This is a genomic window from Nocardia sp. NPDC019395 (genome assembly GCF_040632335.1).
GTDB lineage: Bacteria > Actinomycetota > Actinomycetes > Mycobacteriales > Mycobacteriaceae > Nocardia.
Genome location: NZ_JBEYBT010000001.1, coordinates 2,016,407 through 2,034,249, shown reverse-complemented (window position 1 = coordinate 2,034,249; position 17,843 = coordinate 2,016,407). Strand labels below are relative to the sequence as shown.

At 67.0% G+C, this 17,843-nt stretch carries 3 protein-coding genes; 1 reads left to right on the top strand and 2 read right to left on the bottom strand.

The annotated features are described in order from the left end of the window. Positions 1 to 5 precede the first annotated feature (5 nt). Complete coding sequence (locus ABZ827_RS08290; protein ID WP_357234140.1) at positions 6 to 14,957, top strand: NUDIX domain-containing protein; 14,952 nt, start codon at positions 6 to 8, stop codon at positions 14,955 to 14,957. 72 nt (positions 14,958 to 15,029) lie between these two features. Here the strand turns inward: ABZ827_RS08290 and ABZ827_RS08285 are convergent, their stop codons facing one another. Together ABZ827_RS08285 and ABZ827_RS08280 are read right to left on the bottom strand one after the other, a co-directional pair. After that, entirely contained in the window at positions 15,030 to 15,812 is a 783-nt protein-coding gene (locus tag ABZ827_RS08285; RefSeq protein WP_357234137.1) for an ESX secretion-associated protein EspG, read from the bottom strand. Continuing rightward, positions 15,809 to 17,812: a hypothetical protein gene (locus ABZ827_RS08280; protein WP_357234135.1), complete on the bottom strand. Its 2,004-nt coding sequence runs from the start codon at positions 17,810 to 17,812 to the stop codon at positions 15,809 to 15,811. The genes ABZ827_RS08285 and ABZ827_RS08280 overlap by 4 nt, the downstream gene beginning before the upstream one ends. Positions 17,813 to 17,843 lie beyond the last annotated feature (31 nt).

Here is a 17,843-nt window from a genome sequence, read left to right as displayed (position 1 = left end):
TCTAGGTGGCTATTCCGTTTCCTCCCGCGGATTTGGCGGGTTTGCTGGGGTGGGTGGGTGGTAGTGAGATCCCGGTGGGGAACGAGGATTTCGCCGAGGTCATGCGGGAGGGGTTCGACGATCTGAAACGGCAGCTTCTCGATGAGGAATTGACGCGGATCGACGAGGCGATCGCCGCGGTGCGCGCGGCGTATCCGCATGGTGACGGTGGTGCGGCGATTCTGGCCGAACTGCGGAGTGTGCGTGCGGATGTCGAGAGCACAGGGGAGGAATTCGGTCGTCTGGCCGACAGTATTCACGAGTTCGGTGGGGAGATCGTTGCGGCGAAGCTGAACGGCATCATCGGGCTCACCTGGCTGGCTGCTGAGCTTATCTGGGCGTTGACGTTGGGGCCGGCGGGTCCGTTGGCGCAGGCGACGGCAATTGCGGCGACCAGGTATTTCTTCCGGATGATCGGCTTGCGGTTGGCGGCATGGATCCGGGGGAAGTTGCCGGGTCTGCTGATTGATCGGGGGTTGCGGACGGCGGCGTCGCATTTTGTGTACGAGGCGATTCAGGAAGGGTTCGAGGAGTTCGCGCAGGGGACGGTGCAGGAGGTGGTGGTTCAGTCGGTTCTTATCCACGACGGTTACCGGAGCGGATATGACTGGAATGCCCTCGGTACGAATGCGGTGGTGTCGGCAGGGGCCGGTGCGGCGGCGGGGGTGGGTGGTCATTTCCTGCATCGTGGCGCGTCGCGGTTGCCGTTGGGGGCGGATCGGTGGGGTGGGTTGGCTCGTGGCGGGTTGGTGGGTTCGGGGGCGGAGTTGGTGGGTGTGGGTGCGGCGTGGGCGATTCAGGGGGGCATGACCGGTGCGTGGGAGTTCGATCCGAGGTCGTTGACCGGTGCGCTCGCCGGTGCCGCGCCGAGCATGGCTTATGGCTGGCTGGGTGGTGGGGACTATTCGGGTAAGCCGATCACTCCTGATGACTATCGGCGGGTGCGGGTCGGGAATCCGGAGTTGGATGCGGCTCCGGGGGAAGAGGCCCGGCCGGAAGTGCAGGCGCGGCGATCGAGCGAGGCGTCGGCCCGTGCTGGTGATTCGGCGCGTAACGGTGTTCCGGGAGGCGAGGACCGGTGGGCGCCGCCGGGCGCCGGCGAAGCGGGTCTGCCGGACAGTTCGGAAGCCGGGGTGCGGCGTTCGTTGTCCGCCTGCGAGGTGGGGACACCGATCGGCGCGAGTGTCGTCGAGGGTGATGCCGGTGCCGCTCCGAATGTTGTCGCGAGTCGCGACGGTTCCGAGGCAGGAGAGCAGCGGATTGCCCCGGATGCGGATGCCGGTGCGCGGGACGGTGCCGGCCTGGACGACTCCGGATCGCGGATGGATGAATCAGATTCGCCTACCACCGAATACGGCTCGAGAAAGGGCGGACCCGGCCTCGGTTCGGACGCGGATAGCACCGGATTCGGTGTGGTGGCCGGGGAGAGGGCTTCGGGAACCGGCGAGCACGGTGAGCGGGTGTGGGACGGTCGCGATGCGGAGACGGTGGGTCCCGGGCGAGGGGCCGGTTCGGATTCCATCGCGGATCCGGGAGCCGGTGGATCCGAGGGCGGTGCCGGGGTGCCACCGGGTGAGACCGTTGGGGTACCGGGTGCGGCCGGTCGTGATCCTGTTGATGTGATTGCGGCACTCGCGGATACGCTCGCGCGGCGGCATCCGGGTGGTTTGATCGAGTCGCCCGGGCCGGTGGATGCGGCCGGTATGGATATGCGGGCGCTGGAGCAGGTGTTCGACGGGAATTTCGTCCGCGCGGGAATCGAGCGGGGGGCGACCCCGAAACAGGAATCGTGGCGGTTGCAGCTGCTGGCCGGTCGCGAGGAGCGCCGGTTGACGGGTATCGGGCACAGTAGGGCCCGGCATGCGAAAAAGCACGCGCGGCAGCGTGACGAAGCTGTGCGGACCGAGGTCGAAGAGTTGCGCCGGATACGGGCCGGGCTGGCTGCCGGGCGGGACCCCGGAGCGAATATCGAGGCGGAACTGGCGGGCATCGCCCGTTCGCGGAGTCGCGAGACGCAGGGGTTGTCCGATGCCGACCGCTGGATGGTCTACGCCGACCTGCTGGGCGAACAGATCGAGGAGAAGCAGACGGCCCGGCAGCGGGCTCGTGCGGCGGAACTGGCCGCAGGGGCCCGGTCGGCCGCGGAGTTCACAGAGCGAGGCGCCCGGGAGAAGGCCCGGCTGGAGCGCCTGGCCGGCCGCCGCCGGGGCATCGAGAAGGAAGAGTGGCGCGAGAGGTCGACGCCGGAGCATCTGCGGGAATCGCTGGAGGAGCTCGGGCCGGGTGGCACGTTGGTGGTGGTCGAAGAGTTCGGGCGTGCCGATGCGAACGGAGTGAACGCGCGACCGTATGCGCTGTATCTCGCGGGGGATACGGTGATGGTCGCCGACGGGGTATCGGACGGGCCGGCACCGTTCGATTTCACCGCACGCACCGGTATCGAGCGGACATTCGTCGCCGGGATCCGCGGAGACGGTGTCCCGACGCGACCGGCCCCCGCCTCCGGTTCCGGCCGGCCGGAGCGGGGGCCCGGTGCGCCTGCCCCGCAGGGCTCGAATCCCGGTACTGAACAGGGGTATACAGGCGCAGTTGCCGAGGATGACGCGCCACCGGTGACGGGCCATCCAAGGCAGGTGGTAGACGGAACGGCCCGCTATCAGGTGGACCCACGGTTCCCAGAGGAGGTCGTCGCCGCTGCCGGCGTGGACGCGGCGATGCGAGATACGGCCGATACTCCATTCGGCGCGGCACCCGCGGTGGGTGTCGCGAAATCCCGGGTGGCGGCGTTGGCTGCCGCAGAGATGAATACGCTGACCGCGCCGCTACCGGTAGGTGTGGCGTCCTCCCGAGAGGCGTTCGAGGCCGAAGCCGAGCGGCTGTATCACGAGGCCGTCGAGAGCGGTGCCCCGGAGATCGCAGAGCCGGTCGAACCGAGCGCGTGGCGAGAGGATGTCGATCCGCACTATCACCTGTGGGTTTCCGGTACCCAGGAAACGATTGCCGCGTTGCGCGCGCATCTGCCGAAATTCGCGCGGGGTAGAGGGGAATTCGATCAGCGCACCACCGCCTCCGGTGCCGCGACATTAGCGATACCGGTCGAGGATCACGTGGCGTTGGGGCAGACGCTGCGGGATATCACCCGGTTCCAGGCCGGCCATCCGGCCGGGTTCACCCATGAGCTTCCGGTGGGCGCGCAGCCGGTGCCGGAATGCCCCGGGGTGGGGTTCTCGGCAATACCGGCGGTCGAGATCAGGCGGCGGTTGCGGGACCTCGAACTACTACTCCACTTGCCGGACGGCCGGAAGATGGTCGAACTGCTTCGGGCGAGGACGTATATCGAAGCCGACAACACACCGGTGGGTCGCGAGCGGCGCAGCGCGTACGAGCGCGAACTGGTCCGGCAGGCGCGGCGACTCGCCCTGCCCGAATCCGGAGGGCCGGAAATCGTGCAGGCGCTTCGCGCCCTACGGGATGTGGATGAGAACGACTCGCTCGCCCTGCACCGCCGTCTTCGGGAGGTATATCACCGGATTCGTCCCGCCCTCGTGGACGGTCCGCAGGCGATCACGGCGATCACCAACGCGACACTGCGTCGATATCTGGCCGAAACAGATTCCACAGCAAGGAATTGCGACGACTTTCTGGTGACGCTGCGAGATCAGCTGTGGTTCATCGGTATCGATCCGGCACGGCCTCATCTCGAACTGGGGGATGAGGCGTTCGGTGCCCTTGAGGACGCGGTACCTCCGCACCGCGGCACCACGCTCTCGGCCGGCGAACAGGCCGAGGAGGTGGTAGAGCGGATCCGGGACCTCTACTCCCGCGCAGATATGGAACTGCCGGCCGGGGAATCCGGGCCGGCGCGCAGCGATCGTGGGCCGGCAGCGGCATTCCGTGGCTCGCTGGATCGGTTCGGCACATCGGAGCAGGGCTATCGCGACGCTTACGCCGCACTCGGCCGGGAACTGCTGGAAATCGGGCCCGGCTCCACGGCCGTAGTCGCCGAACAGTCCGCCGGAGGTGAACGCAGTGTCTACCTGGTGCGAAATATTTCCGGCCAGTTGTCGGTCGAGAAACCCGAGGGCCGGATACGCGGCACCGCCTACACCTTCGATGCCGCGGTTCGACCGATGGGCGAGGTGCGGGCCACGCTGCTGGACGACGCCGGTTGCGCGGTGGCTCCCGGCCATGCTCGGACTATCGCCGAAGCACTGGCTGATCCGGCCGCGCACCCCGGCGCCGTCGAGAGGGAAATCGATCGACTGCGAGCCGAATGCGATCGCCTGCTGGCGAACCCGGTACCCGGCGTTTCGGGGAATCTCGCCGAGCACAGGATTCGGGAGCTCATCGACCGAGATCCGCACGAACTGGTCGTCGCGGTCGAGAAGATCCGCCCCGACCTCTGGTACCCGTTCACCGGGGACCAGCGCCCACTCCACCTGCTCCGGCTGGCCCGGCGGCTCGAGATCGCGCGACTGAGCGTCGACGAGTGGCCCGCGGGCGAGGCAACGCGAGCCGAGCCGCTGGAGATCCCGGCGAGCGACACCTCGGATATCACTACTTCCTCGGAATCAGCGGGGCAGGAATCGGTTACGACAGCGCAGCATGGCCTACCGAGCGCCGACCAGGATATCCGGCAGCTGCTCCAGTCGCGGTGGGAGGGGCTGAAATATTCCACCGACAGGGGTCCTGACTACTGGCGCCGATTGACCGGACTCTTCGACGACGACGGAACATCTGTCATCGTCGCGCTGGACCACGCTCTCACCGACGGTCCCGTCGTTCGGGACGCAAAGGAGTTCGGTCCGCTCATCCGGGCCGTTCTCGAGAACGGTGCCAATGGCGTGTTCCTGCATCGCGGTAACGCGTCACGGTTCGCTCGGACAGATGCGGACGGACTGGTCCTGCATGTGACCGGTGGGCCCGTCATCGGCGAGGATGCCGACGGTGACGGACTGCTCCGCGCCGACCCGAATCACAAGCTGCTTCTCGGCTCCGCCGAAAGTATCGTCAGGGAGGCGCAGCGGCTCGACGTGGATGCGGTGAGTGTCCATGTGAATGTCGGATCACCCGGCAACGCGGAGCAGGAAGCCGAGGTCGCGGAGCTCGGGCGGGCTTTGTCCGAGGCCGATATTCCGCTGATCATCATGAGCTACCCACGCGGCCCGGGTATCTCGCCGGACAACCTCGACCACGTCCTCACGGCTGTCAGTCAAGCGGTGCTATTGGGCGCGGATATCGTGAAAACGAGCATCCCGAAGTGGCCCGACGGGGCGGTGGACACCGAGGACAGGCCCATCGGCGGAAGCCCCAACCTCGCCGCGATGCGGGCGGTGGTCGCCTCTTCGCACGTACCGGTGGTGTTCGCGGGCGGATCGAACTGGACCATTCCGATGGAACAGATCGTCGCGGCCGTCCGGGAATCCGGCGCCGCCGGATTGGCCGTGGGCCGGATGGTATTCCGCAATCCCGATAGCCTCTCTCCGGGCGCCGCGATGCGCCTCGTCGACGATGCGCTACGCGGCGATGCGGTGCCGCGCTTACCGGACAAGGGGTCGGACGCGTCGACCTGGGAATCATGGGCGGAGACGCGGTACGACGCGGCACGCGCGGACGATACCGATGTGGAGCGGATCGCCGCGTACCTCGCCGGGATCGCGGCGGATCCCGCGGGGCACGGACTCTCGCCCGAGGACCTCGCTCGTCTCCTCGAAGTGTCCGACGTGGACACATTGGGTGCGGTCAAGAACCATTTGTACTTCAACGAGCACGATCTCATCGATGACCTGACCGGGGAGCGTGTTGTCGCGAGGTTCCGGGCGAATCACTTGATCGCCGAAACGTGGCGTGATCTCTCCCTCGGCTGTCCCCTGCACCGTGACACGTTGATGAGTCATGTGGAGTTGCTCAGACACGAGGCGGCCGAACAGCGGTTCGAGGCGCGGTGGTTCTCGGCATGGGGGAAGCTGCCCCCGTTCGAGATAATGCACGGGGAGGCGAACGGCGAAGCCGATTGGGAACACCAGCTGCAAGATTTGCTCCCCACGGCGAACACCGATCCCAGGTACTTGCCCGCCCAGTCCGGAGGCCAGCTGATCGAGCCGGGCGGTCCGGATCGTGGTGCGGGCGCCGAGCGGAATCGCATCACCCGCATCCGGGAGCTGGACGTGGAGATCCAGAAGCGTGCGGCCGAGGTCCGGAGGCAGGGCACGCTGTCGTCCGGATCCGACCTGGCGAGCCGGGTGCTGCAGATTCCCCAGTTCCGGCTGCGTGAACTCTGGCGCGAGCGTGATCAGCTCACCGACGGTCTCATTGCCGACGGCGTGCTGAAACACGGCGGGCAGGATGACGTACGAGCTGTCCAGGGCGAGTCGGCGAGAGCGTTCGACAGCGTTCGGGAGCGGGCCGGGGCCGCATACGCTCGGCTGCGGGCGATCGCAACCGAGTACGACGTCGATGCGGCGGTAACCGAGGTGCGAGATCTCCTGGACGCGATCGGGGAGCGGATGACCGTCACCGACCGGGGGGATATCGGCAGTGAAGCCCAGGTCGAGGGCAGTTTGACTGATGCCGAGTTCCTGGTCGAGCGCCGCGCCGCTCGGTTCCGCACTGCTGTCGAGATGTATGAAGCCGCAATCGAGTACCACGCGAGCCAGGAGCGTTCGGCCCGCGCCGGTGTGCCGCTCGCGCCTGTTGGCGCGGCCGGAAGCGCGGAATTCCACAGGGGCCGGGTGGAAGACGCGCGACGGGCGGCCGAGGCTTCGGTGGCCGAACGGCGTCAGCGAATTGCCGCCGATCTGCGCGAGCTGGCGGTTCATGCCGGGCTGGACCTCGATGCCGCGATCAGGGAGCGCACCGAGGGGGATCCCGAGGCGATGCGCGTGGCCCGGGCCGCGCTCGGGAACGCCCGCCATCTCCACGGCCGCCTCACGACGTGGATAGCGACCGAACGTGGCAGTATCGCGACTGCCGGACAGGACCCCGCGGCAGCCGCCGGCGCCGCGCACCGGCGCCGGATCGCCCAGGTCGACCGGGTCGAACGAGCCCTGCTGCGGTTGCAGCGGGGCGATCTCATCGCCCAGGCCGCCGCATGGAAGCTGACCGATCAGGACCGCGCCGCCCGCACCTGCATGGCCGACCACAAATCGGCCTGGTTGACAGCCCGTCTCGAGGCAAGCCGAGCCTTGCACGCCGCGAACCGCCGCATGCGCACGATCGCCGGACTGGACCCGATCGGTGAATCAGCCGGGCTGGGCGAGGATTTCCGGCAGCAGCTGAGGCATCGCGAGGCCACGGTACAGGCCGATCTGGCCGGTACCCCGGGCAGCGGGAACCGGCGGAACGGGCAGCGCCGTTTCGATGACACGACCGGAGGCCGCAGGGCGCGCCGCGTACTCCAGGCGCAGCTGGGCCAGATCCACCGGATCCGCGCGGCCTTCGACCGGGCCGAATACGAATTACACTGCGCCGAGATAGACCTCGCGCTGCTGGAAGCAGAACTTCCGGGTGCGGCCGTTGCCGTCTGGGACCCGCAGTCCCGGCCGCGTCGCAACGACACAGTTCTGGAGCAGGGCCGCAGTACGGAAAAAGATCAGGGAAAGGGTGATTCCGATGGCACTGCTGGTGTATTACGGCCTGGTTCAGGACGGCCCGGAGAAGATCGAGTATCGGTTCGGGGGGACCGAGGCGATGGACCAGCGCCTGACCATCGACAAGCGGACGAATCACTTCGAGGACCAGAACGGGGGCTCACACGGGATGGTGGCCTCGACGGCGGCACGGATCCTGGGCCGCCGCCGGGCCCAGGGCGAGTGGCCGGAGAAGGGAATGATCCAGGCGTAACCGAGATCGCCGGCGGACATGGGGAGTCGGCCGTCGACAGGGAACCGCCACCGGATATGCGGGCCGCAGACCCCGCAGTGGACCAGCCGGACGATTCGGCCGGAGAAACACCGGAATTCGACGTGGTGTCGGCCGAGGTGGCCCACGACGGTTCCTCGTACCGCATGCTGAAGTACAAGGTCCGTATGCCCGATGGCAACGTTTATCCGCGCGATGTGCTGGATGTGCCCGCGACGGTGGCGGTGCTTCCGGTCGACCGGAAGGGCCGCGTTGTGCTCAGCCGCCGCTTTCGTGCCGCGGTCGACGATGTGGTCCTCGAATTACCCAGCGGTGTGTTCACCGCCGACGGTGATCTGCCGGTGACCGCTCGCGGGATCCTTGCCGAGTACGGGCTGGAAACCGGCGCGGAGTTGTCGCTGGTTACGGATGCGGTGCGCAGCGGCGGCAGTTCGAACGCCGTCACCCGCGTCCTGATAGCCCGGGAGGTCGACGATATCGAGGGCGCCGAGCCGCCACCGGATATGCTGCGAATGCCGCTGACGGAGGCCGTGGCCCACCTCACGGGCGCGGCGCTCGTGGACACCGCAACAGCGGTGGGGGTCCTCGCCGCGGCGGGCGAGACATCAGGCGAGATCCGGTTGCGCCCGGCCACGGACCCGCCGCTGAACCCACTGCCCGCAGCATCGGGCACGCCGCCGGTCGACAGCACCCGAGTATTCGGGGCACGGAGGCTATGGCGTGGGGCCGAGGACACGGTGTGGTCCAGCCCGTACAACGAGGTGCGCCGGCTCGAGCTGCATACGCCGGACGACGGCGTGGTGTCCCAGGATGTCATCACCCGCCATGCCACGGTCCTCGCGCTGCCGTGGGACGAACGTACCGGTGAGGTCGTCCTGGTCCGCCAGTATCGGGCACCGCTCGGCCGCTGGATCTACCAGCTGCCCGCCGGTATGCTGGATAAAACCGGTGAGGACCCGCTGACGGGTGCCCGGCGCGAACTGGCCGAAGAAGCGGGACTCGCTGCCCTCCACTGGAGCGAAATCCTCACCGTGGAGCCACTTCCCGGGGTCACCGACGAACACCACCGCATCTACCTGGCACGGAACCTGTATGGGATCCCCCGCTTGGACGCGGGCGAATCCGACGAGATCGGGATGGGGCAGGTACGCATCCCGGTCGATGAAGCGCTCGCCATGGCAATGCGCGGCGAAATCGACGACGGCCCAGCAGTCATCAGCCTCCTGGCACTGGCCTCCGTCCGGGCCGGCCGGTCGGCACCCCGGGTCGTCGTCGAGAGCGGGCAGCGGAGCGCGACCGAAAACAGCACCGGCCGCGGTGTTCTCCCGGCCGACCCGCCACCACCTCCGGCAGACGGCGTCGTGCCGGATCGCGCGGACGGCGGATCGGGGACAGGGGCGCGGCCCGAGCCCGAGCCCGAGCCGGCGGTATCCGGCGTACCGCCGTCGTCGTGGGAGAGCGGCGAGCTTCCCAATGACGATCGTTTCCTGACCGACCGGAACCGAGCGGTCACCAGGGCATGCACCGAAGCCGGGGTCGAAACACCCGAGGGATATGCGGCAGTAGCCCGTGCGTACGAACTTGCCTACGGGTCACTCGCACCGTTCTTCGTCAAACACGGCATCGCCATCGCCGAGGACTGTGCTCGGGACGTCGCTCGCGGTGGACGGGTGAAGGTCGCCTATCTCGCTCGTGACGGATATGCGCTGTCCGAGGTCGCCGCTGTCTGGGATCCCGAATTCTTCGGCGAACACTGCGGGATCCTTCCGATCTCGCGAATTATGCTTGCCTCGGTCTGGCACGATACGAATCGGGACGATATCGGCACCGGGGAAGAACCGAGTATGAGCGCCCGGCTCGTACTCGGGAAAGGCGACCCCAGCGAAAATTCTGCGGGTGCACGAGAGAAATTCATCGAGATGGCGCAAGCGAATGGTGTGCCTCTGACGGATCCGGGCAGCGAGATCGTATTGGTGGACAGCGGATTACGCGGGACCATCCAACATGCGCTGTCCGAACTGTTCCCCGATATCACATTCCGGGGCCGTTATCTTGCGTACATGGCTCATTCGGATTCCGGCAACTCGGAGTCTGTACAGGGCTACGCGATGCACGTACCCCTGGCCGAAAGCAACGGCGCGGGGTACTTCCCCGACCTACCCGACGAGCCCGGCCTCACCTTCGGCCATTACGACGCCAATAAGATCAAGAATCTGGTGCGAGGCACCGATTCGAGTGCGACAGCAGTCCGCTTCGTCGATGTCGCGGGCGTGCTGGCTCTCCGGTCCGATCAGCAGATCGAATCACCGCTGTTCGATGACATCAACCCGCTGCGAATATCCGAACATTATGCGGATCCAGCAGTCCGCCTCGCGGTCGGCAACGCGAATTTCTACGCGGTACACGATCTCACAGCACGCGTCGCCGAATGGCGGGACAGTGGCGTCGACTGGCAGCCGATCATCGATCGCCATGCGGATAGGGCGGTTACGAAGATCCGGGCGTGGGTCGGGGGCACCAGTATGGATGATGCATGGAACGAGTTGCTGGATTCGTTCGTAGCGCGGACAGACGGCCTTGCGATCCGGCGGCTGAAGGAAGTGATCGCCGAACGTGGACTGAGTGAAAATGAAACCCGGCATCTTTGGGAGAATTTCATCGGCCTGCCCTCCCTGGAGGCGAAGGAATCGTTCGCCGGCGAGTTCCGCGCCGCGGACACCTCCGTACCGGGTTGGGCGCGCCGATTCACGGAACAGCGCGTCGTGGAGCAGGATCCACGAGGGCAGTCGGCTCCGGACAGGCGGCCGGGGCACTCCGGCACACGGCCGGTCGATCAGTCGATGGTGGAGCAGCGGCCGAACGAATCGGATTCCGGGGTGCCGGGACCGGAAACCTGGGTGCTGGAGAGGGATCTGGACGAGGTCGGAATCGCCGCGATGGCCCCGGAGCTGGCGCAGAAGCGGATCGCCTGGCGCGCCGCGCAAGACAAGCTGAAATCCGAACTGTTCGGCCGGCTGCGTACCGATTATTCCGACCTCTTCCCCGGGAGCATCATCCACGATCCCGGCAGGGCAGGCGGCGACGCGCTGAACAATCCGGACTCGGAATTCCGCAGGTACGTGGACGAGTACTACGAGCGACTGCGAGTGGAGATCAACCGAGATATCGCGGCCCTGCCCAGGTGGGTACCCGGATCGGCTACCGGGACCACTCCGGAATCCTCGCTCGAATCGACCAGGACTCTGCAGGTGGTCGGTGATCTGTGGTTGATGCCGGACCGCCCGAAAGTGCTCACTTCGCTGCTGGCGGATTTCGCGAGACTGCACGGCATCGTCGCGCGGATCCGCGAATTCGCGCAGTACACCGGCTGGATCGACGCGATCGATGCCATGGATTCGGCGATGTACCGCGAATCCGCCCATCCGGGCGCCGGTCCCCTGACCCTCGCGGAATTGCGCGCCCGCGCGGCGGAATTCGGAGCCAGGGCAGCGGAGATGGATACTGTCGCGACGACAGTGCGGCAGACCGGACAGCTGCTGATGAACCTGGCATCGGACTCGGGTGTGCAGTTGAACGTCGGAAAAGCCCGGCGCCGCGATGTCCTGCCCGGCGCGCAGACGGTGGCGCGTTTGCGGCGGGAAGTCGAGGAACTCGAGCTACAGGCCAAAACGCGGCCATTCCCTGATCCGGACGGGTGGCAGCCCGTCGTCGCGCGCCTGGGGACACTGAACCGTCTGCTACGAACTATCGCAACATTCGACGCGTGCAGCCTCGAGCTCGAGGAGCGACGTTTCGAACTGGACACACTGGCTGTATCCGGGAGTTCGGTCGAACCTTCGCTGCCGCAGGACTCGCCCCTGAAATGGGAGGCCGGAAGGTCTCTGGAGTGGCTCGCGAAAATCCGGATCGCCCTCTCGGATCCGCTGACCTCGATCGAGTACTACGAACCGACCGACAATGTGCCGCCGGATGTTCGGCGGCAGCGGTGGTTCACCGGACTCGAGGCGCTGGATCGCGCTGTCCGGTATGCGTGGGCAGAGTTCGAGTTCGCGTCGCGGGCCGAGGTGGACGATCATGGGCGCACTCGAGCGATCGAACGGATGTATTGGCAGTGGCGGGTCGAGCAGTTGGCGGCGCGGGCGAGTGTGCTGGTGGACCAGAGCGTCGTGCGCACGAACTCGTTCGGCGAGCTGCAACAGCTCTACTGGAAACTCGGCCCGCTCGTCGAGGGATCGGAATTCGACCGGAACACCGGGTTCGCATCGAGCTACCGAGACGAGCTGGATGATGCCATGAGGCGGCCGGTATCGCCTGGCCGTCTGCTGTCACTGGTCGATGACATCCGTGAACAGTTGGTGCTTGAGCAGGTCGAGCGAGCCGACCGATTCGGTGACGATGTGGTAGCCGGGGTCCACGCCACCGATCCGGACGCCGAGGATCGGATCGCGCAGGTACTGCTCGACATCGAGGAAGTGGCCGGCCGGCTGGAGTCGGTGATCGGCGACCTCGGCGTGATCGAACGGCAACTGGACAGCCTCCTCGGAACCGATTCCGCCTGGCAGGTGCTGGCCGGCCTCGTCCCGGATGCCGGCGAGGCGATCGCCCCGCACCGGCGCCCCGATACCCAGGACGCGGCGTGGGAGCCGAACCGGTGTGGCGAGCGGCTGCTGGCCGATATCGAGCGGGTGTTCGGCCGGGACGATCTCGGAGATCTGACAGGCGTCGGTGATCTGAGCGGCGTGCTGGTCAGTCAGCTGGAGCGGGCACTCGCCGATGATCCCGACGGTGAGGTGCCTCGCGCGGTGCGGATCCCCGGTGTCGCCGAGATCGAGACCGGGGTGCGCCGGCTGATGACCTCCGGGCAGAAGTGCGGCGGGGTGGCGCTGTTCGACCCCAGGGTGACCTCGACCGCGGCGGGGGAGCAGGGACATACCTATTTGATCGAATGGTCGGTCGACGCACAGGGTGAACCGAGATTCTTCAGTCACGACGACCAGGGGCGGGTCAACGCGCAAACCTTGTCCGCGGCCGATCGATCAGCGGCCGGTGGAGTCCAGTTCGTACTTCCCGACGCTGGATTCGGCGGTCCGGTGTTCGTGACGTTTCTCGATACGGAGGCACGGGTCCAGGCCGTGCCGCAGCCGCCGGATCACTGGCGGGCACGCTCGGACAGCGAGGATTTCCCGGTCGGCGCCGACGATGCCGTTCCGGAAGATTCCGCACCGGGTGATCTTCCACCGGATGTGCACGAAGCGGTCCGGACGGCGCCGCCCCGGGATACAGGTCTCGACTCCGAGCTCGGTCCGGACGGACGGGACTCGGTGTCCCCCTCGGCGCTCGCCCGGCAGCGCGGGGGCGCGCCGGCCGGACAGATATCACCCGCCGCGCCGGTGCCCGCGTACCGGGATTCGGCCCCGGTCGGCCGAGACCGCCGGTTGCGCTGGCCGTTTTGGCGCACGGTAGATCCGGCCCGGGCCTATTCGGTACCCCCGGCGCTGCCGTGGCTGAATCGGAATGTCTACCAGGTCCGCTATATGGGACCCGATGCCGGCGGTGCGCTCCGCGACAACCCGGAGGATTCCGGCTACCTGCGGTCTCCGGTCGCACCGGACGAGTGGTTCGACCGAATCGAAAGCTTGCACGCGTGGCTCGAGGCGGAAGATCTGATCCGGCCCGTCGCCGAGGACTTGGCGCTCACGTCTGCCCGGCGGGATATCGCCTGGCGCCTCGACGAACTCGCGGAGCACGCCGAAATGCTCTATCGGCGGCAGAGTGAATATCGTGCGCTGAGCGGCGCAGAGCCTCGATCGCGTACAGAACAGGCCGGGGAACTGATCGAGTTGCGATCCGCATTCGCGACGCACTCGGGCCGGATACTCGAGTTGGCCGAGGAATACGGTATCTCCCTCGGCAAACCGGTGACCCTCGGAATCGGCCTGCAGCAGCTCGCCCGCGAATCGGCGCAGCTCCGGCTGGAATCCGATGCTCCGTTCGCCACGGCCACAGATCGGATCATCGGTATCGGCCGGTTGCGATCCGCCATCGCCTGGGCCCGGGCACAGGTAGATCTCGCAGACCGGCGGTTCATCGAATACCGCGACAATTCCGCTGAATTCGAATACCCCGAGCTGTCCGGCGCGAATATCACCGACGTGGCGGCGCTCCGGAACAGCGTGATGCGCCCGCGTAGCGACCCGGTCGATCGGCCCGCCCTGCCGGAGAGGCTGCTCGAGTTCGCAGAGTACCGGGCATTGTGGTCGGACCGCGAAGCCCAGCTTCTCGAGCTCGCCGGGGAACTCCATCTGCTTGCCGGGGAACACTTCCGGCTGTCCGGAACGTACCTCCCGCCGGCCGAGGCAGAACACCGGACAGCCGAGCTCGCCAGAATCGACAAGGCTCTGGCCGCCGGGTTCGGAAGCCGTGTCGACAGTCTGCTCGCCACCACGGAAGCGGTCGGTGACCTTGCCGCTTACCGTCCTCCCGACACGCACCTGGATATGGCCCGATCCGATCTCCTCTGCGTCTATCGGGCTCGCGATGCCGCTTATGCGGCGCTGGGGCTGGCGGTGCCGGCGGGTTCGCCCGCTCCGGTGGCCAGGTATTCGGGAACCTACGGGCGGCGAGCACCGGAGGTCGTGGGTGCTGATTGGGAGCCCGGTGGCTGGCCCGATCCGGGTGCGCTCTTCGAACGAGTGCGGACAACCGGTGATGCTGTGGTGGCTACGGTCGGATATCGGGGACTATTCCGGGTCGGTCGAGTGGGATCTCATGCGGTGGCCGTGTTTCGGGACGGTACCGAGGTGACGGTCTTCGACAACGGCGCCGTGATCAGTTTCGGTCGGTGGGTGGCCGCCGGTGCGGAGAAGTGGCGTTCCTCCCAGATCTTCGGGATGGTCGTCCATCCGGACGGAACTCCGGGAACGCCGCTGGTCGTCGGGAAATCGCAGGCGGTAGTGGTCCTGGACTACTTCCCCGGAAGTATCGGTGGCGGCGAACCTGTACGGAGTATGCCGGCGGTCGATGGCCCGGATCCGGGCCGAGGCGGCGGTGGCGGATGAACTCCTGCGTAGGCCACTCGACACGGATCTGGACCAGAACTTCGTCGGCAGACAGTGAGCCCTCTGGCCCGATCACTGACGTTCGTCACGGATCGCGGCCACCACCTCGGCTGTCGCGTCGGAGATCGCGCCGGCCAGCCGGGTGCGGTCGGCCGGTGTGGCGACCGGCGGATCGCTCATCGGGATCAGATAGCGACCGTCCTCGCGCAGATCGCGCCAGTACAGACCCTGCCGGCAGATTCCTCGCGGCCCGAACCGGGAAAAACCCTGGACCACGGTGATCTTGCCCTCTCCGGTCACCGGGACGTCCAAGAACTGTTCGGCCCGCTCCTCCTCGGATTCCTCGAAGGTGCCGATGACCGCAGAGCGGCGGTATGCGTAGTCCATGGTGGTATCGGCGGCGGGTGAGCGCAATATCGTCGGTTCCCGGGTGCCCGCCCCGGGATCCGGTAGTTCGGTGGCGACCAGCTCCGAGAGTGCCAGCGGGTCGACCTCACTGATCACGTATCCATCACCGTGCCACACGGTTTCGCCGGGGAACTGTTTGACGAGGTACCCGGTGTTACCGCGTCGCACGCCCAGCAGCCGGATCCGGCCCGCGGCATCGCCCGGGTCCCCGGTCCAGCCGTGCGCCACGATCCGGATATCGGGCCTGGCAATGATCTCCAGCACCTGGTCCACGGCAGGGTCCAGATTGGTCCGCAGTTGTTCCCCCACAGCCTTTTTCTCGGCCTGGAAATCCTCGTACAGCGGAGTGCGACTGGTGAATACGAACGGGTCGGGCAGCAGATCGGCCTGACTTCGCTCCCAGGCGACCAGGAATTCGAGGTCGGAGAGTTTCCAGGTGTGGGTCATTCCACCAACGATCTGGTGAAGGCGAGAGACTTCCCCAATGCCTGGTCGAGGTGTTTCTTGGACCTGAGGTATTTTGCCCGGTCGTGTTCCTTGTCCTGCTGTCCCTGGTTTCCGGCCCCCGGGCCGGGAGTGCCCGGTGCGCCGTTCATCGGTGTGCTCGACCCCAGCGTGCCGGCCGCCCGCGCGCCGGCCGAGGTGCCTTCGAGACTGGCACGGGGGAAGAGCGCGGGGCTGCTCCGCAGCGGAGAAGGGGCCGGACTGGAACCGCCGGCTCCGGTACCGCCGGAAACCCCGCCGCCAGGGGACAGGCCACCGGACCGCGGCCCGTTCGCCTGCGGCATCCCGGGGGTGGCGGGCGTCCTCGGGATACTACCTGGTGGCGAGGCCTGCTTCAGTGCCTCGTCCGCGGCTGATCCGGCGTTCTGTAGACCCTGTTTCGCGAGGTCGGACAACTGCCCGGCGCGGTCCGTGGACCCGGCGGCTGTGCCGGGGAGACGGGGCGCGGCATCGGTGGGTGTCTGGTCGGCAGCGGATTCGACCGGGGGATAACCGCCTCGTGCGCCTGGACCGGGTGCGGCCCCGGCGGGTACGTCCAGCGCACCGCCCGGTACCGGACCTACCGGCGCGGACAGTGCGCTGCCGGCCGGGACGATGGTCCCCGAGCCGGCCGGCACGGTGGTCCCCGGGCTGCCCGGAACAGTGGTCGATCCACCGGGGACCGTCGCGTGTGGTGGCGTATCACCCGGAGTGCGTGCGGTGGTGGGGAGTTCCCCGAAGGCCGGGAGGTATTCCGAGCTGTTCTGCACGCCTACCACGTAGTTGTTCTCCATGTTCTGGCGGTGGATGGCGAGTTGCCGGGCAATCTCCGCCTCGGTCGCCGCATCCGTCATCCCGGCCGAACCACCATAAGGGCTGTAATAAGCCTGCCCCGGCTCGTAAAAACGCTCCGGTGGCTCCGGGGTATCGGGCATTCCCTTGGCAGTGTTCTTCAGCCAGCGGGAGGTGTAATCGAGATTCCCGCCGAACGATTCCATCCGGACGGTGAAATCCCGGGCTCGTGCGTGATAATCCTGCACTGCCGCTTTGGCCGCTGCCGCGCCCGCACCGTCCCACAGGCTCTCCGGCATTCTCGTCAGCCGATCGGCCAGCCCTTCGACGGCTTTGCTCAGTTCACCGGCCACCCATTTCCACATCTCGGCCTGATGGTATACGGGTTTGACTGCCTTCTGGGTGGAGAGACGCAGCTCGTAGAGCTCGTGCCACAGCTGAACATACGGATTCTCCGTGCCGCCACCACCTTCCAGCGTCCGCTGCTGGAGCGACTCCGGCTTTCCTTGGTTGGATTCGTCGAAGTAGAGCATACTGTCGTTCACATTCGCGGGCCGGACCAATTCCCTTGCCTCGATCGGTGTTCCGGATTGCTGCCCCGCTTCGCCCGGGCCGGTGAGATCACGGGCCCCCACGGCGGTGATCTCGGTATTCGTCCCTTTGCTGAAGGTGGCCGGTTCGCGGCCCTCGTTCGGTGGTTGCCGGAAGAATTTTCCGGGTGCGGCCGGTGGCCGGATATCGTCGAGCGCAGCACGCATGACCTGCCGGGCCGGGCCGGGGAATTCGGCTGCTGCCAGGTCGTCGGAATCGAGGTAGTTCCGGCCGGCCAGTTTGAAGGTGTCGAGCATTTCGCCGAGAACTGTCCGGAAACTGTCCATGACGCTGACGACGGTGTTGGTCGTGCCGTTGATCTGGTTCGCCAGATACCAGCCCGACGCGAGGTGGCTGAGTTCGCTCAGGCGGCCCATATTCGAGATCTCCTGCCGGAGCGCGCCCACCGTGCCCATGACATCGGCGCATTCCTGGGCGGCGGATTGCGCGGCGGCCGGATGGAAAACCAGGCGGCCCTTCGATGCCTGCGCGCCGACGTTCTTCCAGGGATCCTGGTGAGTCGCCCGGATGAGCGGACCGCTCGTCAGATCCGGGACGCTGCTGTCGTCGGGTGTCCGCATCTCGGCTCCACTCGTCGGCGCGGCGGCCGCG